Origin of the sequence: Methanoculleus nereidis (assembly GCF_032944295.1) — an archaeon.
Lineage (GTDB): Archaea > Halobacteriota > Methanomicrobia > Methanomicrobiales > Methanoculleaceae > Methanoculleus > Methanoculleus nereidis.
Window position 1 is genome coordinate 80279 of the sequence record NZ_JABFFQ010000005.1, and the last position, 20189, is coordinate 100467.

A 20189-nucleotide genomic window follows, 5' to 3' on the forward strand; every position below is an offset into this window, starting at 1 on the left:
TAGAAAAGTTCAAAAACAGAGAATATGAGGGGGAATTTCAATCCGGGGCAAGACCAGCGATTTTAGGATCTCATGCTCAGTTCGGGATTTCGCAGGTTGAGTTCGGGGTTTCGCAGGTTCGGTCCGGGGAGCTGCAGGCGGCAGCCACGTCCCCGGCATCGTACCGGAGCCGGACCTCACGCCCCCGGCCCTTCTGGGGCACCAGGTCGACGATCCCGGCCCTCGTGAGGGCGTTGAGGTGTTCGTGGTAGGTTGTCTTCCCGACCGGGAGATACTCCTGTGCCGCCTCAAAGACCGTCCCCGAGGCCATATCGGCCCCATCGTGGGAACGCTCCGCGATCCAGCAGGCGAGTGCTCGCTCGGCTTCCGAGAGCCCCGCTGCCCGGTTCCGGAGGGCCGGCGCCGTGACCGCCCGGGCTGCTGCGGTGACGTCGGCGTGGGTGACCCGCCGGCGGCCGTCTTTCTCCGCCAGGAGGACGGCTGCCCGAAGAAGGTCGATCCCGATCCGGATATCCTGCTCGCCGGCGGCGATGCCGGCGATCCGGTCGAGGAGCGGCTTCGGCACCACCCGCGGATAGAGCCCCTGCTGGGCGCGGTCGGCGAGGATCTCGCGGATCTCGGTCCTCGAGTAGGGCAGGAAGGTGATCTCGGTCGGGTGGAAGACCGACCAGACGCTCGGATCGGCCTCGGCCCCGAGGTTCAGGTCAAGGTTGCTCGTGACGGCGAAGACCCCGGCCTTCCGGACGTCCCACTTCTCGTAGAGCCGGAGGATCTGGTAGAGGAGGGTGTTGTAGGTCCCGGCCACTATGAGGTCGTCTGCGTCGTCGAGGCAGACGACGAGCGCGGCGTCGTGGTCGTGGAGCCGGGTCGCGATCCCCTGCTTGATCTCGTCGAGGTAGCGCCCGCTCGAAGGCGGGGCGTAGCCGACGACCTGCGTGAAGATGCTCCGGTGGACGGCGAGCAGGGTATGGTCGTGGCGGCAGTTGACATAGGCCGGGACGATCTTCTTCGTCTCCTCCCGAACCTCGCGAAAGATCCGGCGGACGGTGGTGGTCTTCCCGGTCCCCGGCGGCCCGCGGAGGACGGCGGAGAGGGCGCTCCCGCCCCGGAGGGCCGGGCTGATGAGGAAGGCGAGTTCTTTGACCTGGGCGTCGCGGTGGTGGAGGTGCTCGGGGACGAACGTGAGTTCGAAGACGTCGGGATCTCTGAAGAGGGTCTGGTCACTGCGGAGAAGGGGCGAGTGCGTCATAGGAGAGATTGGAGAAGAGGTAGTAGATAACAAGGAGCCGTGCGCGGGTTGAAAGTGAAGGGGGGTATTCCCCGCTTCACTCGAGCCAGGGGATGCCGTCGGCCCAGGTCTCGACCGTGGTCTTGATGGCGTCGTCCTGGTAGGACGAGATCCGGGCGGTCTTTCTGGTGAAGGTGGCGTAGGAGTCGCGACCGGCGGGGTCGTGGGACTTGAGCTGACAGTAGTAGGTCTCGTGGGGCTCGTCGCGGACGGCCTCCCCGCCCATCGCGAGTCGCAACTCGCACCTCTGGTGCTCGAACTCCGTTCGCACCTGACGGTGCTCAAGCTCCGGCCTTCCGGCCCGTCGCATTCCCATGGAACGTCGTGCCTACTGGAGCATCGCGGTCGCAAGGGCGGCGTTGCCCATGACCTCGGCGGCGTTCGCCTCGAACGCAGCGATCGTCGGGGACTGGAGCGAGACGTTGCCCACCCGCTTGCCCTCGCCGTCGAGGAAGTTCACCTTCGCGGTGTAGTGCTCGCGGTTCCGGATGACGGCGGCGATGGTCTCGCCGGCCTTGGTCGTATACCCGACGCACCCGAACGGGTTGTCCTCGATGACGCTCTCGATGAGGGTGTTAAACGACGTTACGGTGGCGATCGGGACGGCGAGGTCCCGGACCGCCGTTTTGTTGACGGTCTTCTGCACGAAGTCTGCCATGGTTGGTATCTCCTCACGGCACAACGCTCCAGGTCGTGCCTAGCAGGAAGATGCTCCGCATCTTCCGTGGCACGGCGCAACCCTCTGGTTGTGTCTGATAGGAAGACGCGAAGCGTCTTCCGTGGCCTGCATGCTCCCGGGAATATGACAGACACTTATAGGGTAGACGCGGGAGGGGATTAGCCTGACTTTATCGGGGAGGCCGGATTGGGCTTGGATTCGTGAATATAAGCGTTACAGCCAGATTTTTCTCTCTGGCATCCTGCTGGCCCCCGGGAAGGCTCCCGGGATGACCGGAGAGATGACCACCCGAACACGTCGGTCAGTATTATCACCACAAAGAGAGATGCTATTCTATCGGTGAGATCATGAGGACGTTCACGGCCGTGCTCTACAGGGAAGAAGATATGTACATCGCGGAGTGCCCGGAGGTCGGCACCGTCAGCCAGGGTCGGACAGTAGAGGAGGCGGTAGCCAACCTCAAAGAGGCTACGGAGTTGTACTTAGAAGAATTCCCGCTGGAAGACGGGAGAAGGCCGATCATCACGACGTTTGAGGTGACCGAGGGTGCCCGGGCTTAAGCCGGTATCGGGCGAGACCGTGATAAAGATACTCTCAAAACAGTATGGATTCGTCGTCAGCGGGCGGACCGGGAGCCATGTGCGTATGTCAAAGGCGATGCCCGGCGGTAAGGTGGGGACAGTCGTCCCGTTGCACGACGAACTGAAGATCGGCACACTCCGCGGAGTTCTGAAGTTGGCGAAGATCGATCCCGACGATTTTGCCCGGCATCTCTGAAAAGGATGCGGAATCACCCCGGAGAGATGCACGGAACCCTGCAGGAAGGGAAGACCGAATTTATTGCACGGGTAGGGGACGAGATCATTGTCGTCCGGGATGTCCCGATCTCACATCTGCGACCGGTGCGGCGAGGCGTACTACAGCGCGGAAGTTTCCCAAAAGATCGATGCCGTGATGAAAGATTTCCATAGCGGCAGGCTTTGCTGCCGGCCTCTCGCGGCCGGCGAGGTCGAACTCACCGGGTGAGGCCGGGTGGCTTTCGGACCCGGCACCCCATCCTCCGGCCGGATGCACAACGCTCCGCCTTTTTTCTGCATATAACCCTTACGGCCAGGCTTTTTCTCTCCGGCATCCTATTGCTCTCCAGGAGGATTACCAGGATGACCGGGGAGAAGACCACCCGGGAGCTCGGTCTTACGAGACGAACCGGGACGTGAAGTGGATCTGTAGAGCGCTGCAACAGATGGAGGAGTGGGACACGACCGGCCGCAGGGCGGGAGCGGGAGCACCGTGAGGTGCGACTCGCGACGGTTCGTTAGAACCGGAGCGTGAGAAGACCGAAGGTCTCCGAACGAGGACTTTGAGAGCAGGCTCCGGGCGCTGGAGGGTTGGCGGGCGGAGAAGGTTGGAGAGGAACGACTGGCCGCAGGGTGCGATGGCCCGAAGGGCCGGAGCATGAGCACCGAAGGTGCGGGGCAGGAGTTCGAGCACCGTAAGGTGCGAGAGAAGAGGGTTTCGACGATCAGCGCCGGGGCCGGCGGGGTCGTCGGCGGGGTGGTGGCGGTGATCGTGAGGGTGCTCGGCGGGGGGTGAAGGGAGATCGTTCTTATCCAATCCGCAGCGGTCTCACCAACCGGGGTCGAGCCCCGCCCGGCGAGATACGCCCCGGGTCGCTCCTGGCCGCCGGGGTTGACCGGGTTTACACCTTTGCACCCCCTTGCACCTCGTTTGCACCCTGGTTTGCACCACAAAAAGCCCCGTATTGCACCCATTTTTCTGATCCGCCGGCAGTCTTTGGGTATCTCCGGGATGTTTGCACCACCCCGGATTTCACAGGCACCCGGGCCCGGGTTGCCCCCCCGGGGAGGCTCTCCGTTCCTGGTGTAAATGGTGCAAACTACTATTCTCATCTGTACATATATCTCTATATCTACCTCAAATTCCAGGATTCTCTCTGGTATGACCGGCATCTTTGTTTACACTTTTCCTGAAAATCCGGTGTAAACCTGGCGCAAAGGTGCAAATATGAATCTGGCATCCTGTCGCTCAACACTGCCATTATTTCAGTTTCTCCCTCAGATTCTGCTTGCAACCGGGGGAACGAGCCAGGAACTTCAGATCTCGCCATATCGTATCGCAGAGAGTAAAGCCGCGGTGTGCATCGGATCGGCCTAGAGCAGCCTTTGGAGGAGATATGGGGCTCAAATGTACCACGCAGGGCTTCAACCCCTACCTCTGTGATCTGTACTAGGTCTGTCCGTTTCTAGGTCCATTCCTCCTCTAGGAGGCGCTGACCGAGGCCATCCTCAATCTCTGCCAGAGAAAACTTGTTCTCTGGCAGAGATAAGTGATATTATCTCGCCAACTTTCGCTCAATCCTTTTTAATGTCTTGGTGGCGATCGCATTACCCAATTCAAAGCGATCCGGATGGACACACAATTGAATTCCCGTTATGAAGGGGTAGTTAAACTCATTCAATCTTCCAGGCTGGGAAGCATCCATTAGGATGGATTTAGAATCGCTTTTCTGCACTCTAATCACCTCATTTCGAATTATCATTTCTCAAAGTAGTGGGGGTTTAACTCGCGATCAAAGTAATGCTTTCTCTTTATCCATACGAATCCGTCCTTTTTCGAGATAATAGCGACATCAATGGGTCCTCCCACCGTCTGTGCATCCATCGTTACCTTCTTCTTAAAGGATGTCAAGTTGATCAGAGTCTCTGCCATTGCAGCTAACTCATCCTTTGGTAGGTGTGACACAACACCCATAACCCTGCTACTGTGATTAAGATAACGATACTGCTCAAAGTATCTTTCTGCAGCTTCGTACTCCTCCTGTCCAACTTCATGTAATCGTTCTAATATTTCGCCCTCGATTTTGGGATCGATATCAGGGACAATCTTTTCCTCCAATAACCTTTGTTTAACATGATCATAGACAATCTTTGGAAAGCCCATGAACATGTTATGATGGAATTGTGTAAGGGCATTCAAATAGGCAGGATCAATACCCTCCATAAAAGTACAAACCATCTCCTGCTGAGCAAACGGAATGATCCCAGATAACTTTTGCTGATCAATCCCGTCTGTTTGCTGGGGGATGCAGATTAATTTACCATTTAAATAACCTACGATCAGGTGAGAGCAGAAGGAAGGGTATATCTGAGCATCTCCAAAGCCCGCAATTACTAACCCACTTGCACCCGGGTGGAGGAAGCATTTTGGGAATTTCGTCAAAATGCTTATGGCAATCGCTTTTAGTTTTTCCTGCGAATCTGTATATGTTGGGAGATCGTTGTAAGTTCTATTTATGGTATCATCGATAAAGTCAGAATAATTGTCGCTCAGATATTGGATCTCTTCCTCATCAATCTGGGGCATCTTAATAGAATCAAGATCCCATAAATTATAATGGCGGTCAATAGTTTCTCCAACTATTTTTCTTCTATCTTCATCATCTAAAGGATAACTTCTCTCTATATACTCAAGTGTATAGGCAATTTCATGGTAAATATCCCCAAGAACGCTTCCGATTTGGCACTGGATATAATTAGTTTCTATCTCAGGGGTGACTATTGTGGACAAAAATTCTATAAACCTATTTCCATAATCCTCTAAATTTGGAGAGACAGCGCCGTTATCTTTTTTCCGGTACAGGCCTATGACAGTCTCCCAAGGGATCCCCAAAAAATCCGCTCGACTATAGATCATTAGCCCAACGGGCAGATCTTTTCGGAGTCTAAAGATCTTATTTGCTGAAGAAAAGATTTTTTCACCAGTCAACGTTGCTGCACTATCGGCAGCCAGAGCAACTGCTTCTCTATTTAAAATGAGGATTTCAGACGTCACCCAGATTCACCTAACAACTGGAATGACAAGGAATTGGATATAACTTACTATTTTCATCTCGTACTGCAATCAATGTTATCTCTAAATTGCGGACATTTTCCGCACATTTAGGATCAATAGGGATGACAATGAGTTTATCCATGGGCAAACGAGAGACAACTCCTTCGGTCAACGATCAGGAGAGACTACTTTGCCTGTGCTTCGATCCTTCCTATCCAGCGGATATTTTATTCGATCAAGTTAGATGCACTTGCAGAATATATCCTAAATATCCTGCCCTATTGCCTCAAAATCACATAATTAGGTAGCGATTCTTAGAAACTGCAAATATATACAGATCCAAGGTCATGTCCTTCAACTTAACCCTGTGGCACACTTGCGCATAGGTAGCCTGAGGTTGAGCAGGGGGGGAGTTCTCTTACCTCTCTTGAGCCTTTCAAACATTCCACAGATTTGGATAGTCTCTATAGAGAGGCAACCTATCCCGTTTACATCGCAGAATGAGTTTCTTTATCATCAGTACAGGCTATTTCCGGGGGATAAAATTCGGTAACGTTTCATACAACTATCACTCAACTATAGAGTGAACTATCGCTCTTCAGGGAGCCGGCGCGTTGCCGGTCAGAAGAATAAAGCACATCGATCCCATGACACCTCCCACCACCCCAGACAACACACCAGCCACACGAGGCCTCGCCGCCCAGCTCCCCCGCAACCTCGCGGCGAATATCGCCTACTTCCTGGTGAACGTCGTCATCGGTGTTCTTCTGGTGCCGTACTTCATCAACACCCTCGGGGTCGCGGCCTACGGGCTCATCCCGCTCGCGACCTCGATCACGGGGTACGTGGCGATCGTCGTCCAGTCGCTCAACACTTCGGTCTCCCGGTTCCTCACCGTCGACCTCCAGCGGGAGGATTACACAACCGCGAATAAGACCTTCAACACCGCCCTCTTCGGGCTCACCGCGGTCATCCTCCTGATGGTCCCGATCATCCTCGTGGTCGCGTATTTTGCCCCGTCGATCTTCAACGTCCCCGAGGGCCAAGAGACCGGGGCGGTCCTCCTCTTCCTCGGGGTCTCGGCCGCCTTCCTGATCCGGTCCTGGAGCGGGAACTTCACGGTCCAACTCTTCGCCTACAACCGCCTCGACCTCCAGAACCTCGTCAACCTCACGAACCTCGTCGTCCAGACGGGGCTGATCGTCCTCCTCTTCACCCTCTTCGGCCCCGATCTCGCTCTCGTCGGCGGGGCGCATCTTGCCGGAGCCGTCATGGCTTCCGGAGTCTCGATCGTCCTCGCCCGCCAGGTCTGTCCCTATCTCCGGGTCTCGATTCGCTCCTTTGACCGCAGGAGGGTGAGAGACCTCTGCGGGATGGGGTGGTGGGTGGTGATCAACCAGATCGGCTCCCTCCTCTTCCTTCAGATCGACCTCATCGTCGTGAACCTCCTCTTCGGTGAGACGTCAGGCGGGGAGTACGCGATTGCTCTGCAGTGGGTCATCCTCCTGCGAACGATTGCCGGGGTGCTCTCCGGCGTCCTGACACCGACGATCCTCTCCTGTTATGCCCGGAACCAGACCGAGACCCTGATCCGGGTCACGAAGAGCGCCGTCAAACTGATGGGGCTTGCCATGGCCCTCCCGATCGGTCTTGTCTGCGGACTTGCCCCGCTCCTCCTCACGGTCTGGGTGGGGGAGGAGTTTACCTTCCTCGCGCCGCTTATGGCACTCCTGACGGTGCACCTCGCGGTCAACCTCGCGGTGCTGCCCCTCTTCCCGATCAACGTCGCCTACAACCGGGTGCGGGTGCCGGGGGTCGTGACCTTCTTCATGGGGATCGGGAATTTCGGCCTTGCGGTCGCCCTCCCGCTCCTGACCGGCCTCGGCTATTACGGGGTCGCGGCCGCGGCGGCGATCGTCCTCACCCTGAAGAACGCCATCTTCACCCCCTGGTATGCGACGCGGGTGCTCGGGGTCAGGGCTCACACCTTCACCCGGTCAATGCTCCCGGGGATCGTGGCGACCGCCCTCATCGGGGTCGCGGCGGCAACCCTGGGAGGGATCCTCCAGCTTCCCGCCCTGGTTACGCTTGTCGTTGCCGGTGCGGGCATTGCTCTGGTTTACCTTGCGGCTGTCTGGGTGTTGGGTCTGAACGGGTTTGAACGTGGGCTCTTTGAATCCTACCTGCCTCCAGCGCTCAGGAGAATTATCATATGAAATCGTCTGTCATTGCCAATGTTGTCGAGCACGACCTCTGCATCGGCTGCGGCCTCTGCGCCGCCCTCTGTCCGCAGGACGTCCTTTCAATGCAATGGAACCGCTACGGTGAGTACAACCCGGTCGAGATGACACCCTGCACCACCGAGTGCGGCCTCTGCGCAAAAGTCTGCCCGTTCTCCGATACGGGGGAGAACGAGGATACAATCGGAGAACAGCTCTACGGGGCGGTCCCGGGGATCCGGCACCGCCCCGAGACCGGCTACTACCTCGCCTCGTACGTCGGTTACTCGGAGGAGCACCGGCCGACCAGCGCTTCGGGCGGGATGGCGACCTGGCTCCTGGAGGCGCTGCTCACCGAGGGCGTCGTCGACCACGTCATCTGCGTCGCCCCCACCGGCGACCCGGAGAGGCTCTTCGCCTACCAGGTCTTCGATACCCCGGAGGATGTGCGCACCGGGGCCGGTTCGGCCTACTACCCGGTGGAGATGTCGGGGGTCATCCGGCATGTCCTCGAAACGCCCGGGCGCTACGCCGTCACCGGCCTGCCCTGTTTCCTCAAGGCGATCCGGCTTGCCCAGCAGCGGAACAAGAAACTCCGAGAGCGGATCGTCGTCACCGTCGGCCTTGTCTGCGGGCAGCTGAAGAGCAGGCACTTCACCGAGTATATCGCCGCTCGGGCCGGGGTGCAGGGGGACGTGGCGGGGGTGCGTTACCGCGGGAAGAGCCCGGATCACCCAGCAAGCAACTTCTACTTCTCGTTCACGGCCGCAGACGGCGAAGAGCACAAGATCTTCTGGAGCGAGGGGATCGCCGAGGCCTGGACGAACCGGTGGTTCACACCGGAGGCCTGTAACTACTGCGACGACGTCTTCGCCGAGTGCGCGGATGTGACCTGCATGGATGCCTGGCTGCCGGAGTATTCGCGGGACAGCCGGGGGACGAACCTTCTGCTGGTGCGCTCGCCGGCGGTGCGGGAGGTGCTCGAGCGGGGGCAGGGGGTCCGTCTCGACCCGATCCCGGTCAAGCGGGTGATCCAGAGTCAGGCCGGGGTCGTGGCGGTCAAGCGCCGGCATCTGGCGTACCGGCTGTATCTCGACCGGGATGTGCCGGAGAAGCGGGTGGTGCCGGAAAGGCCGAAGAACCCTCTCCTGCGGCAGGAGGTTGTGCTGAAGGAGCGGATGCGGGTTTTAAGCCGGGATCGCTGGGGCGCCGGGGAGCGGGACGCTGAGCATCTCCGGGAGGCGATAGGGCCGGATCTGTGGCGATTAGGGGCAGGGAGACAAATATCAAAGATTATTACGTTTCCGGTAAGAACTCTTCGGTATATTCGGAGGAAGGTTGGAGGCAATAATCATGGATGAAGAAAGCCCGCTGTTTATTCTGGCCGGGATCAGACCGGGGTACACGAACCGAGGGTGCGAGGCGATTGTGCGGGGGACTACAAAGATCCTGCGGAAGCACTTCAGAGATCCTCATTTCCTCTGTCTCAACCATATCGAGAGCGAGGAACAATATCAACAACAATGTCTACAAGAGATGGATGAGGCGATCACTCATTTGCATTCATATCGCCCGAGCAAGAGAAAGATTGCCCAAAATTTCTGGAAACCATCCCATCTGGGCTATGTCTACGACTACTTCCGTCGCCCCGAGGCATTAAAATACAGGATATACAAGCAGACGCTCCCCTACCTTGATAACGCGGTTGCAGTTCTCTCTGTCGGTGGAGACAATTACTCCCTCGATTATGGGATACCAACACTCTTCACCGGCCTTGACGACATCGTCCTTGAGAAGAAAAAACCCCTGGCCATCTGGGGAGCGTCTGTCGGTCCGTTTGATACGATGCCCGATTATGAACGATACATGAGCCATCACCTCCGGGAGGTTCCCGGGATTTTTGCACGAGAATCCGTCACGATCGGCTACCTCAAAAGCATCGGTGTAACCGAGAACGTCTACCCTGTCGCGGATCCCGCGTTCCTCATGGACCCGGTCAAACCGGAGGGAATCGAGGATGTTCTCCCCATCGATGAGGAGGCGATCGGCCTGAACCTCAGCCCCCTGATGGCGAAGTACGTCAGCGGGGGCGATATCGACGCATGGACCACCCTAACGGCGTCGATCATTGAGAGCGTGGCGAAAAAGATAGGGGTGCCGGTCTACCTGATCCCCCACGTGACCAACCCGGGCTCGAATGACCATGAGTTCATGCAACGGGCGCTCTCCCTGATAAAAGACCGAAACGGCAACATAACCCTGGTTCCTCCAGAGTATAATGCCGCAGAGACGAAGTGGATCATCAGCCGGATGGCGCTCTTTGCCGGGGCACGGACGCACTCAACGATCGCCGCCCTCTCCTCCGGCATCCCAACCCTGAGTTTTGCCTACAGCATCAAGGCCCAGGGGATCAACCGGGACATCTTTGGTCATACTGATTACTGTATGGAGCCCACTGATCTGGGTGCTGAAGCGGTTGTCAGTCGGGTGACCTCCATACTGGACGAGAGCGCTACGATCAGAAACGATCTGGCGGCAAGGATCCCGGGAGTCCAGAGAGCGGCGCTCTCTGCCGGGATGGAACTGAAACACCTGATTGGGGAGAATTAATATGTCCGAGATACCAGCAGTCTCGATCGTTATCCCCCTCTACAACAAAGGTCCTCACATCGCCCGTGCCCTGAACTCAGTTCTCGCCCAGACCATCCAGGACTTTGAGGTGATCGTGGTCGACGGCTCCACCGATGATGGAGCGGAGGTCGTCAGGGGGTTTGAAGACTCCCGGATCCAGCTGATCCAAGAGGAGAACCAGGGGGTATCGGCGGCGAGGAACCAGGGGATCGCGGCAGCCCGGGCAGAGCTGGTTGCATTTCTGGATGCGGATGACGAATGGATGCCGAGGCATCTTGAAACCTTGTTGAGGTTACGGGATAATTACCCTGAAGCAGGGGCATATGGGACAGCACGCCTCACAATAATGGAAGACTCTACGGTTCGTGTCTCGTCATATAGTGACGACATACCTCCAGAACCATGGGAAGGTCTGCTCTCCAATTACTTTAGGGACGCTGTCCTTGGAACTCCTCCGCTCTTAACATCAATAGTTGCCGTCCCCAGATGCATCTTAAATGAGATGGGAGGGTTCAATATCGACGCCTGGTACGGAGAAGATGCGGATCTCTGGGGACGAATTGCTTTGAAGTATCCTATCGCTTTCAGCTGGGATGGCATGGGGATCTACCATGAGGACGCCTTGAATAGATCCAGTAATGAGAAAAAGTCGATCCAAGAGCATGTCTTCGTGACCTCCGCACGGAATGCGCTGCAAGCTGGAGAGGTAGCACCAGAGATGAAAAAAGATTTACTGGAATATGTCGCATCTAGGCAGATCCAGATTGCACTCCGTAATTTAGAAGCAGGTAGACCCGATCTTGTAAGAGATAGTTTAAAAGGTTGTAAGACGCGGTACCAGTGGAAGTCAAAATACTGGGCTTTATTCTGGGCACATGCCCCCTCTAGGATCTATCTATTGCTAAAACCTCATAAGATCATTAGGGTATTAACTAGCTGCAGATCGAGAATAAAGGGAGTATCGGCAGGGAAACAGGGTTTTAAAACTCCTGATTGAGGTACCTTAAATGATTAGGACACTGCACCACATTAGAACGAGCATTCAAAGGTATTTTTGTGGGTTAACCTTCAATTCCAAATGTTGTTATAATCTGATGGTACATATAACATTCGACAAATAAGATTGGGGTCTTAGTTTGATAGGAGTGATTTTAGCAGCGGGGCTCGGACGGAGATTAAGCAGAGACATTGACCTCGAGAAGATCGGTCCAAAATGTTTGCTTACCATCAATGATTACATGCTACTTGAACGAATGGTAGCAGATTTAGTATCCTTTAATGTTGACACGATCAGTATTGTTGCTGGATATAAAGCAAGCACCTTACGGGAAGTCTGCACAAAATTAGAGGAAAAATATGGTGTTGATTTACATTTAAATTATAATAATGATTATTTCTCTACGAATACTGCCTATTCTCTCCATATTGGATTGGAGAATGTATATGATGACGTCGTTATTTTTAATGGCGATGTGTTATATGATTATACTATTCTAAGCAACTTATTAGAATTAGATCGAACTGCAATTTCGGTTGATAATAAAAAAGCACTCACTGAAGAATCATTTAAATTGAGGGTGGTAAATGACCAGATTGAAGAGATAGGGAAATCTTTGTCAATAGAAAGCGCAACGGGAGAGTTTATCGGCATCTCAAAGATCACCAAAAGAGACCTTCAGGAAGCAAAGAGATTGTTGAAATCATTGATTTCTGAGAATGTGAATAATTATTACGATCTTATCTATCAATCCCTGTCCAAGAATAGGAACCTCGCATATTCATTCACAAATGGGCTAAAATGGACAGAAATAGATGATATCCACGATTTTACATACGCCAAGAGCATTGCAGATATTGCTGATCGCACAAGGGGACACCTTAGATGATCTCGAAAGTCGGGGTCATTGGCGCTGGGAGCATGGGCACTGCCCTTGCACAGAGTATCTCCACCAGGGTTGAAGAAGTCATACTATATGGAAGGAGACGAGAGGTTGTTGATTCGGTTAACAACCTCAGATGTAATAAAAATTATTTTCCAAGTCTACATTTAAACCCCAATATCCGCGCAAAATTGACAAGCGACAGTCTGGATCTCGCAGACTGCGAGGCCATAATAATAACTATACCGTCCAGCGAGGTTCGTTCTGCTGTTAACACTATCCGTGATGAACTTTCAGATACGATCCTCATTACAGTCGCCAAAGGACTAGAATACCCGTCACTGAAAACAATGAGTGACGTTATTCTCGAAGAGTCGAAGAACCCTAATATCGTCAGTTTCTCAGGACCAAACTTTGCCGATGAGATTGTATACGGCCATCTTGCTGGTGCTACGATAGGTACTGATAATTCTTCACTAAGAGAGATTATGTCAGATCTCTTCAGAGAGTTTATCTTAGATTTTTCAGATGATGTCAGAGCAGTTGAGTTATGTGGTGTACTCAAAAATGTTTATGCAATCGGAACGGGGATGTGGGACTCGGTTTACAGTAACTACAACGAACACTACATGTTTTTAAACATGTGCTATAAGGAGATGTGCACCTTTCTTAGAGAAATCTCTCGTGATAAAGACATTTTCACAAAATTCTGCTGCTTTGGGGACTTTAATCTGACTGCCAATGTGGATAAAAGTCGTAATCGGACATTGGGGCTGATGATCGGGAAGAATATAATAAAAACTCCCTATTTAGACTCCGGTGTAACATTTGAAGGGTCCAAGTCTGTTAAAGGGATTGTTGAGTTGGCAGATAGACATAACATCGACATGCCCATTGCAAAGTTTGTTTATGACGTATTGAGTGGGAACAATAACGTAAGGAAAACCGCCGATTTTCTTGTGAAATATGAATCATCGAAAAGGTAATTGATCAATTTGGAGGGAGATTCACTGAAGACGGCCTGTTAAAAACCTCAGTTCTTACGAGATCCCTTCATCATGCACGCTAAGGGGATCTAGGCCCTGTTTCTCCTTTGTCCGAATCGAGGTTGAATTCAGGGCTATTTTACTTTTAGAAATGATTCATTACGCCATTTTTCACGATCGTGAGCTACTCCTGCTCTTTATCAATTCATATATCCGCTGGTATGATAATCCATCGTCGTATTCATGGAAAATCTTCTTGATATACCTCCTTTTTTCTGAATCTTTCTCCGGATTTAGGATATATTCTTGCATTGCTTCAATAAACTCCTTGTTTGTTGAAACTTTTGGCCCAGGGGTAATTTGGTGATAATTATACAATAATCCACGCTCCTTCTCATACTCTTCAAGGTCATATGGCACAAAAATCAATGGTCTATCTAATAGCAGGAAATCAACCCATATACTAGAGTAATCACTAATTAAAATGTCTACAAAGGGTAATAGTTCCTGTACATCCTCAAACATATCATGTGTAGCGGCAACTACTCGACCTTCAGTGGCCGAATCGTACTCTAATTTTCCATTCCTCGCATAGATATCATCAGTCCAGTGACCGCGCAGGAGCAGATACGCATCATTCGCTTCAAGGAATGCATTAATATCCTCGAGGGAAAAATCATCGAATGGGAAGAATCGAACTATAGTATTATCTCTCCAGGTGGGAGCGTAAAGGATAATCTTCTTCTGTAAAAACGGGAAACGAGCCAAAAGTTCTGATGAGGGTACGTTTTTGTGCTCGATTAGATAATCATTACGGGGTAACCCTGTTATCACCACTCCATCAATCGGTAATCGAACGCAGAGTGCAGTCGCGTTCCTGTCGATTGCTGAACTGCAGATCCAATACGTATATGAAGATAGATTCAAAATTCTAGTAACCAATGAGAGCCAATTATCACCATCCGCTCCAGTACCTATTTTCTTTATTGGTATCCCGTGCCAGAGCTGAATGATGGTTGTCTTCCGCGAGAAAGCAAAGAACGGTATATCTCTTCTTCCCATCACATAAAAGATGACTTTCGCACGAAGTAGTGTTATTATTCCGGCTAAAGAATATTGATAGATGACCTGGAAATCTTTTGATTGGTTTGGATTTATAGTTCCGATCAATGATTTATTGCATGTGATCCATACAATCTGGAACTCATCACTATAATGTTTAACAAAATTCTGGAAGAGATACTTGCTGTTGTCAGAGAATTTTTGTCCAAACTGTCCCGAAAAAACCAGAAGATTGTCATATTTGGGCCACATGAAGTCTATTAACTTAATAAATATGGGTAGAAAGTAGTATAATACCCATAACGGGCGAGCAATTAAATTTCTTTCAAGAAAGCAGAGGACTCTTGATTTAAACGACATTGAACTCCCCAATATAGTCCTTAAACGACGAAAAATGATGAAGGGCATTCCGGACTAAATATCCGCACTCCCAAAGAAAACTATTCTCTCATTCGGCATTCGTCTTCTCATGTAATTTATTCTCTTTTGGTACGATAATATTAGAGCAAATGGATATATATGCTTACTGATATTGGATCGTGCGGACTCAAAATGGCCACTTCCCAACCAGATTCTTCCCGTGACGATCTCTCGCCGGGCCAAGCAGGAGGTGGTCAAACATAGCATTACTCTGGTCATGAACACGGGTGCGATCCTCCACCTTCCACTCATTTGCGATCTTCCTTTCCATCGACATCACCCACGCCATTGTAGAACTCCGGACAAGAGACGAACTTCGACAGTTCGCCCATATCGAACGGATCTCGACTGCGAATGATGTCTATCGGACCCTCAGTCGGGTCGGCGAAGAACAATTTTGTGCCCTGATCAATGTACTCCTCTGGATCCGGTGCAGAAAACCAAACCGCCAAGGCGTTTATCGTTGACGGTTCAACCATCCTGCTCGACCAGAATCTCTTCAAAAAAGCTTCAGAAGAGTGTCCCAAAACCAAAGAGTACCGATGGGCTACTCAATCACCAACGGTTACTATCTCGGGTTCAAATTCGGGTTCAAATTGACGTTGGTGGGTGAGTATTCCTCCCTAGTTCCGGTGGCCGATCTGATGGTAACGTCTCAGATTTTCTGTAATTTGTCTGAGCCCTGTCTCCTTGCCTGATCATTCCCTCTCCATGGTCAAATATCTTCTGCCGGTGACCCACTCCTCGTTGATGTCCATCAGGATGGATCCGACCAGCCGGAGAAGGGATTCCTCGTTCGGGAACGCTCCTACAACCTTGGTTCTCCGTTTCAGTTCCCTATTGACCCACTCCATCATGTTCGTGGTTCGGATCCGTTTCCCGTGCTGTTTTGGGAATGCCGTGTAACTCATAAGTCCGGGGAGGAATCGCTCGATGGTGTTGGCTGCTTTCCGGTATCCCCGGGCATTCAGGTCATCAGCAAGATCCTGCCCGTTCCGATGCGCCTTCCGGGCATCGGTTCGCTCGTACTGGGCGGCTCCTGCCTGCTGGAGGGCCTCTGCGAGCATCACCTGGTTGAGGAACCCGGTGATGAGGGTCTTCATGCCATTCTCCTGATCGGAAACGAGACCCGGATCCTATCTGATACTACCCCTAAAGAGAAGCCGCCAACGGGGCGATCGGAGGAGCGGAAGATCTCTACTGATTTACCCCAAACTTCCACAAGAACTGAAGGTTTTGCGAGGCAAGGAGGGCTTGTGAGGTGGTACTGGAGAAGTTGTGGCGGCATTTCGTCTGGAGTCTGGAAGTCGAGTGGATTCTAACCTGTCAGAAACAAATGGAGTTTCGGGTTTTTTCATGGAAAGATAATCTTCGATTAACGCTAAGGGATCCATGGCCCTGTTTCTCCTTTGTCCAAATCTAGGTTGGATCCAGGGCCAATTCAATTTTACAGAAGATTCGTTACGCTACCTTTCGATTTAGCAAATACAACGGAGAGCGCGAGCACAAAATATACTTATTCAGGTAAGATAATAACCCTCAACTCCATGGTTATCATACATTTTATTGAACTGGCCTAATTTATTTAAAATTTCAACACCCAGGACATTGGGCTTCTCAATGTTCTTGTAGTAATCCGCCAAATGCATAGAAGTTCTAACTGGCCTATCCAGCATATATTGCCTCCACAGGAAGACGGTGCCAGGTGTACGGGTCAGTTGCTGATCCGAGGAAAATGATATACGTTCTGCATTATGAGGCATGTTGTCAATAACCTCGGCATATCTTGAATCAACCAACACCCTCTCTGCAACATTCGAGAGTGTCTCAGCTCCAATACCCTCCTGAGTCGTATAGGCCATTGAAATTGTCGTCTCCTGTAACCAGAAACAACTATCTTCATTTGAAATTGTGCTTGTAGTCATGAAAAACGTCAAACTGGATAATATCACAAAACACATCATCAAACTGAGTCCCTTCTTTGACGTTTTAGGCAATATAGTCAAAAGGGCAAACGCGGCCATAATGCTCAAAAAGAAGTACATAAAGGCAAACCATCGGCTTGGTATAATGTTCCGAATGCCAAATAATGGGAACCCAAACGTAATAAACAGGAGCATCACGGTGCCCACGATCATCGGGAAAGTGAATGCGCTTCCGTACTTCTTTGATAACCAGAACAAGCAACCGATAGCAGAGAGGAACATTAACAGCGCAAGACCGGTGGTGTCCGCCATCCGCTCTACCAGTGGCGGAAGCATCGCTACGTACCCTGAAACTGCTTCCGGCCGATTCAGAAAATCGGCATGTTCAGTTACGTATGTGATGAGGGTTGAGATTATCACATCAAAGAAACTCTCTTCCCTCGCCTGATTATATAATGCAACGAACCAATGTTGCAGTAATACAACGCCGTAGATAAGAAGTACAAGTATCGGGGGCAAGATCACCGCACGATTATCATAAAAAATTCTGTATACGCACGATCCGGCAATTAACCCCAAGACACTGATGAGCGCAATAAATGAGGAGACAGCGTGAGCTAAGATTAGCACAGGGATGAAGAATAATGTGAACGTAAGCCATGTTTTTTTGCTTGACTTTGTTGTTGCACCTCGGAAAATAAAGAAGATAAGGAAATAATAGAGGCAGATCCCATATGTGGTCGTTTGTGGAGCAGCTCCCCAGTACGTATGGAAATCGGTGATATTCACTATGAGCATCGCAAGAAGCCCGACTTTTGCATTTAGAATATTTCTTGCCACGAGAAAAATACAGATCGAAGAGATCACCAACGGGATGATGATGGCGAAGTTTGTTGCATCTTTGATAGGAGTGTGAGTTATAATGTCGGTTATTGCAACCTGAATATGCATCAGTGGATAATATGGCTCTTTTGCCGATAGAACTTCTATGAAGCCATATTGAGATAATAGATTATTGTTTGCTAGATGCCTCCAATAGTCACTGCCAACGCCGTAATAACCCAGGAATAATGAGTATTTTAAGTTAAATGAAATCACTAGTATTTTTACAATCTGAATAACTGCATCACCCTTACCTTTTAAAAAAACTATCGAGAGTGCGAGAAATCCAGCAGATAATGCTATGAGGACAAAGTAGAGTAAAGGACGGCCTTCACTCACATGTAAGGTCAAGAGACTTGCAGCGAACAGAATGAAAAATATGATCTCTAAGAGAATTTTGGCTGGCTTTGTAACAGACTCGCTTAACACCGCCTCCCGGTTCTTAATTACCAGGTAGAGCAGTGATGCAAGCGTAAGCGCAGGCCCCAGCATGAGGAGATGGATGGTCGCGCTAATAAGATACAAGGACGTTATTGCGATTCCAAATACTATTCCAGCTATGCCGGCGATAGTATCTAGATTCTCAAAAAAATATTCCTGTATGGCAGGTCTTTGCATCGTGACTCTAATATTTCACTTCGGTAAGTAAACAACTTTACTAAAATGAATCGTTACGATGTGCCTCACAAGTATGTCTTCAACAGGGAATGCATCAACCTTTGTTTATACCTAGGGAATCTCTCTCATGCTCCAAAACACCCTGATATATTGTCGTAATTTCCTTCACAATATTCTCCCACGTAAACCGCTCCGCATACGCGAGGATCGCCTCCCGGTCCCACTCCCGGTCCAGCGCCACCAGGATCTTCTCAGCCAGGCCATCAGGGTCGACAGGCTCGACCAGCAGGCCGTATTTGTCAGAAATGACGACCTCTTCACTCCCACCATTCCGTGTCGCAACAACCGGCTTCCCGCACGCCATAGCCTCGATCTGAACGACCCCAAAACTCTCTCTCAGGCTCGGCAGGACAAAGAGATCGCAGGCGTTCATCCAGAGGGGGATCTCATCGTGCGGCTTCCCGCCGGCGAGCACGACATAGTCCTCCAGCCCAAGCGAGCGGATCTGACGCTCAAGGGCGGTGCGGACCTTCCCGGCACCGACGATCACGCACAGGATATCTTTTCTTTCCCGAATGACCCTCTGGACCGCTTCGACAAGATACCCCTGGCCCTTGACAGGCTCCAGATTTCCCACCGTGAGGATGATCTTCTTATCCTGAGGGAGGTTGAGCGCCTTTCTGCACTCTAAGGAATCGCGAGGGTAGAAGAGATCGCTCCTGAAGCCATTGGGTATGACTGTGACCGGTGTGGAGACGTCCAGTTTTTGGATGCATTTGAGATTGCTCTGGCTGACGGTGATGATGTGATCTGCGGTATTGAGCACGTATTCGATCTTTGCCCGCCATTCATCGTCCTTGAAGGGGAGGGAATAAACGTCATAGCCGTGCCCGGTGACCACGAAGGGGATACCATATTCTTCCTTGAGGCGGGCACCGGCATAGCCGGCGGACCAGGTGAAGTGGCTATGGATGAGGTCAAACTTAGTCCCATGTTTCTGCATCAAGGATTTGACATGAGCATAGTGCCTCTCACCCAGTCTTTTATAGTCTCGATCTGTGGGGATATACCAGATGGGAGTTGGGTGCACTTGCACATTCTCCGGGATACCAGTCCGGTCTATTTTATATACAGAGGAAAAACGCTCGATCTGTGGAATAGATAGGTGTTTCCCCAACTCAGAAAAGGGATTCACCCTCACAAAGACGTTTACTGATGAAACACGAGGAGCAAGTATATCGATCGGGTCTTTCTGGAAATTATTGTAGGAATGGCAGATCACGGCCAAGTTTACATTGCCTATCTCACTTTTCAAGGACATGATCCCGTGGCACTCCTCAATAAGACCCTTTCCCAATCCCCAGGTACACAATCCCCTCGCCGCCCGCGAACAGGTTCTTCCCGTCCACGATCACCGGCGAGGCCATGAGCCCCTTCACCGTCTCCACCGAGATCCCCCGGAACACGTCGTGGTCAACAAGGAAGACCGCACACTCCGCACCGGAAAGCGCCTCCTCGACGCTCCCGACCGAGGTAAACTCCCCGGCCTTCGTCCGAATCGAGGGAACGAACGGATCGTAGACCCGCACGTCGGCCCCGAGGTTTGCAAGCTCCTCGATGATCTTGATAGCGGGCGACTCCCGGGGGTCGTTGATATTCTTCTTGTAGGCAAGGCCCATTACGACGATTCTTGCACTGCAGAGGCGCTTGCCAACCTGCCGGAGGGCTTGACCCACGCATGAGGCAC

General features: G+C 51.8%; 19 protein-coding genes and 2 pseudogenes. 10 read left to right on the plus strand and 11 right to left on the minus strand.

The window, feature by feature from the left end; genetic code table 11:
* Nucleotides 1-76: 76 nt before the first annotated feature.
* The 3 genes from HL657_RS07845 to HL657_RS07855 form a co-directional block, all read right to left on the minus strand.
* A complete protein-coding gene (locus HL657_RS07845) occupies nucleotides 77-1249 on the minus strand; it encodes an AAA family ATPase (RefSeq protein ID WP_317296272.1) in 1173 nt (390 codons plus the stop codon).
* A 76-nt stretch (nucleotides 1250-1325) separates the two neighbouring features.
* Complete coding sequence (locus HL657_RS07850) at nucleotides 1326-1604, minus strand: hypothetical protein (RefSeq protein WP_317296273.1); 279 nt, start codon at nucleotides 1602-1604, stop codon at nucleotides 1326-1328.
* A gap of 12 nt (nucleotides 1605-1616) precedes the next feature.
* Nucleotides 1617-1946: a hypothetical protein gene (locus tag HL657_RS07855; protein ID WP_317296274.1), complete on the minus strand. Its 330-nt coding sequence runs from the start codon at nucleotides 1944-1946 to the stop codon at nucleotides 1617-1619.
* Between the two features lie 368 nt (nucleotides 1947-2314).
* On the opposite strand from HL657_RS07855, the gene HL657_RS07860 reads away from it, so the two are divergent.
* From HL657_RS07860 to HL657_RS07875, 4 genes are all read left to right on the plus strand, one after another.
* Nucleotides 2315-2527, plus strand: coding sequence for a type II toxin-antitoxin system HicB family antitoxin (locus HL657_RS07860; RefSeq protein ID WP_074175973.1), 213 nt, complete (start codon nucleotides 2315-2317; stop codon nucleotides 2525-2527).
* Nucleotides 2514-2744, plus strand: coding sequence for a type II toxin-antitoxin system HicA family toxin (locus tag HL657_RS07865; RefSeq protein ID WP_317296275.1), 231 nt, complete (start codon nucleotides 2514-2516; stop codon nucleotides 2742-2744). The genes HL657_RS07860 and HL657_RS07865 overlap by 14 nt, the downstream gene beginning before the upstream one ends.
* Before the next feature lie 99 nt (nucleotides 2745-2843).
* On the plus strand, nucleotides 2844-2993 hold the full coding sequence (locus tag HL657_RS07870; protein WP_317296276.1) for a hypothetical protein: 150 nt from the start codon (nucleotides 2844-2846) through the stop codon (nucleotides 2991-2993).
* 429 nt (nucleotides 2994-3422) lie between these two features.
* Nucleotides 3423-3560 carry a hypothetical protein gene (locus HL657_RS07875; protein ID WP_317296277.1) on the plus strand — a complete coding sequence of 46 codons (138 nt, stop codon included), beginning with the start codon at nucleotides 3423-3425 and terminating at the stop codon, nucleotides 3558-3560.
* A gap of 963 nt (nucleotides 3561-4523) precedes the next feature.
* Here the strand turns inward: HL657_RS07875 and HL657_RS07880 are convergent.
* Entirely contained in the window at nucleotides 4524-5819 is a 1296-nt protein-coding gene (locus HL657_RS07880; protein WP_317296278.1) for a hypothetical protein, read from the minus strand.
* Between the two features lie 647 nt (nucleotides 5820-6466).
* Here HL657_RS07880 and HL657_RS07885 point away from each other — a divergent pair.
* The 6 genes from HL657_RS07885 to HL657_RS07910 all read left to right on the plus strand — a co-directional run bounded on the left by HL657_RS07885 (nucleotide 6467) and on the right by HL657_RS07910 (nucleotide 13535).
* Nucleotides 6467-8035 carry an oligosaccharide flippase family protein gene (locus HL657_RS07885; protein WP_317296279.1) on the plus strand — a complete coding sequence of 523 codons (1569 nt, stop codon included), beginning with the start codon at nucleotides 6467-6469 and terminating at the stop codon, nucleotides 8033-8035.
* Entirely contained in the window at nucleotides 8032-9399 is a 1368-nt protein-coding gene (locus HL657_RS07890) for a Coenzyme F420 hydrogenase/dehydrogenase, beta subunit C-terminal domain (protein ID WP_317296280.1), read from the plus strand. Before HL657_RS07885 ends, HL657_RS07890 begins: the two co-directional genes overlap by 4 nt.
* Nucleotides 9392-10648 carry a polysaccharide pyruvyl transferase family protein gene (locus HL657_RS07895; RefSeq protein ID WP_317296281.1) on the plus strand — a complete coding sequence of 419 codons (1257 nt, stop codon included), beginning with the start codon at nucleotides 9392-9394 and terminating at the stop codon, nucleotides 10646-10648. The genes HL657_RS07890 and HL657_RS07895 overlap by 8 nt, the downstream gene beginning before the upstream one ends.
* Before the next feature lies 1 nt (nucleotide 10649).
* Nucleotides 10650-11666: a glycosyltransferase family 2 protein gene (locus HL657_RS07900; protein ID WP_317296282.1), complete on the plus strand. Its 1017-nt coding sequence runs from the start codon at nucleotides 10650-10652 to the stop codon at nucleotides 11664-11666.
* A gap of 148 nt (nucleotides 11667-11814) precedes the next feature.
* Nucleotides 11815-12555 (plus strand): phosphocholine cytidylyltransferase family protein, encoded by a 741-nt coding sequence (locus HL657_RS07905; RefSeq protein WP_317296372.1) that lies wholly within the window; start codon nucleotides 11815-11817, stop codon nucleotides 12553-12555.
* The gene (locus tag HL657_RS07910) at nucleotides 12552-13535 is read left to right on the plus strand and encodes an NAD(P)H-dependent glycerol-3-phosphate dehydrogenase (RefSeq protein WP_317296283.1); all 984 of its coding nucleotides are present in this window, start codon (nucleotides 12552-12554) and stop codon (nucleotides 13533-13535) included. Before HL657_RS07905 ends, HL657_RS07910 begins: the two co-directional genes overlap by 4 nt.
* 171 nt (nucleotides 13536-13706) lie before the next feature.
* On the opposite strand, the gene HL657_RS07915 is transcribed toward HL657_RS07910, so the two are convergent.
* The 7 genes and pseudogenes from HL657_RS07915 to HL657_RS07945 all read right to left on the minus strand — a co-directional run bounded on the left by HL657_RS07915 (nucleotide 13707) and on the right by HL657_RS07945 (nucleotide 20178).
* The gene (locus tag HL657_RS07915) at nucleotides 13707-14957 is read right to left on the minus strand and encodes a CDP-glycerol glycerophosphotransferase family protein (protein ID WP_317296284.1); all 1251 of its coding nucleotides are present in this window, start codon (nucleotides 14955-14957) and stop codon (nucleotides 13707-13709) included.
* A gap of 308 nt (nucleotides 14958-15265) precedes the next feature.
* Complete coding sequence (locus tag HL657_RS07920) at nucleotides 15266-15496, minus strand: hypothetical protein (RefSeq protein ID WP_317296285.1); 231 nt, start codon at nucleotides 15494-15496, stop codon at nucleotides 15266-15268.
* Between the two features lie 219 nt (nucleotides 15497-15715).
* Nucleotides 15716-16006, minus strand: a pseudogene (locus tag HL657_RS07925) (transposase); the annotation flags it as partial.
* A 9-nt stretch (nucleotides 16007-16015) separates the two neighbouring features.
* A pseudogene (locus HL657_RS07930) lies at nucleotides 16016-16129 on the minus strand (IS256 family transposase); the annotation flags it as partial.
* Between the two features lie 408 nt (nucleotides 16130-16537).
* Complete coding sequence (locus tag HL657_RS07935; protein WP_317296286.1) at nucleotides 16538-18442, minus strand: hypothetical protein; 1905 nt, start codon at nucleotides 18440-18442, stop codon at nucleotides 16538-16540.
* Nucleotides 18443-18536: 94 nt separating this feature from the next.
* Nucleotides 18537-19763 carry a glycosyltransferase family 4 protein gene (locus tag HL657_RS07940; protein WP_317296287.1) on the minus strand — a complete coding sequence of 409 codons (1227 nt, stop codon included), beginning with the start codon at nucleotides 19761-19763 and terminating at the stop codon, nucleotides 18537-18539.
* A 16-nt stretch (nucleotides 19764-19779) separates the two neighbouring features.
* Nucleotides 19780-20178, minus strand: a complete 399-nt coding sequence (locus HL657_RS07945; RefSeq protein ID WP_317296288.1) for a UDP-glucose/GDP-mannose dehydrogenase family protein — start codon at nucleotides 20176-20178, stop codon at nucleotides 19780-19782.
* Between the last annotated feature and the right edge of the window lie 11 nt (nucleotides 20179-20189).

Coding starts and splice junctions, on each gene's coding strand:
- HL657_RS07845 (WP_317296272.1), bottom strand. CDS start 1,249: ATGACGCACTCGCCCCTTCTCCGCAGTGACCAGACCCTCTTCAGAGAT.
- HL657_RS07850 (WP_317296273.1), bottom strand. CDS start 1,604: ATGGGAATGCGACGGGCCGGAAGGCCGGAGCTTGAGCACCGTCAGGTG.
- HL657_RS07855 (WP_317296274.1), bottom strand. CDS start 1,946: ATGGCAGACTTCGTGCAGAAGACCGTCAACAAAACGGCGGTCCGGGAC.
- HL657_RS07860 (WP_074175973.1), top strand. CDS start 2,315: ATGAGGACGTTCACGGCCGTGCTCTACAGGGAAGAAGATATGTACATC.
- HL657_RS07870 (WP_317296276.1), top strand. CDS start 2,844: ATGTCCCGATCTCACATCTGCGACCGGTGCGGCGAGGCGTACTACAGC.
- HL657_RS07875 (WP_317296277.1), top strand. CDS start 3,423: ATGAGCACCGAAGGTGCGGGGCAGGAGTTCGAGCACCGTAAGGTGCGA.
- HL657_RS07885 (WP_317296279.1), top strand. CDS start 6,467: ATGACACCTCCCACCACCCCAGACAACACACCAGCCACACGAGGCCTC.
- HL657_RS07890 (WP_317296280.1), top strand. CDS start 8,032: ATGAAATCGTCTGTCATTGCCAATGTTGTCGAGCACGACCTCTGCATC.
- HL657_RS07895 (WP_317296281.1), top strand. CDS start 9,392: ATGGATGAAGAAAGCCCGCTGTTTATTCTGGCCGGGATCAGACCGGGG.
- HL657_RS07900 (WP_317296282.1), top strand. CDS start 10,650: ATGTCCGAGATACCAGCAGTCTCGATCGTTATCCCCCTCTACAACAAA.
- HL657_RS07910 (WP_317296283.1), top strand. CDS start 12,552: ATGATCTCGAAAGTCGGGGTCATTGGCGCTGGGAGCATGGGCACTGCC.
- HL657_RS07915 (WP_317296284.1), bottom strand. CDS start 14,957: ATGTCGTTTAAATCAAGAGTCCTCTGCTTTCTTGAAAGAAATTTAATT.
- HL657_RS07920 (WP_317296285.1), bottom strand. CDS start 15,496: ATGGTTGAACCGTCAACGATAAACGCCTTGGCGGTTTGGTTTTCTGCA.
- HL657_RS07935 (WP_317296286.1), bottom strand. CDS start 18,442: ATGCAAAGACCTGCCATACAGGAATATTTTTTTGAGAATCTAGATACT.
- HL657_RS07940 (WP_317296287.1), bottom strand. CDS start 19,763: ATGTCCTTGAAAAGTGAGATAGGCAATGTAAACTTGGCCGTGATCTGC.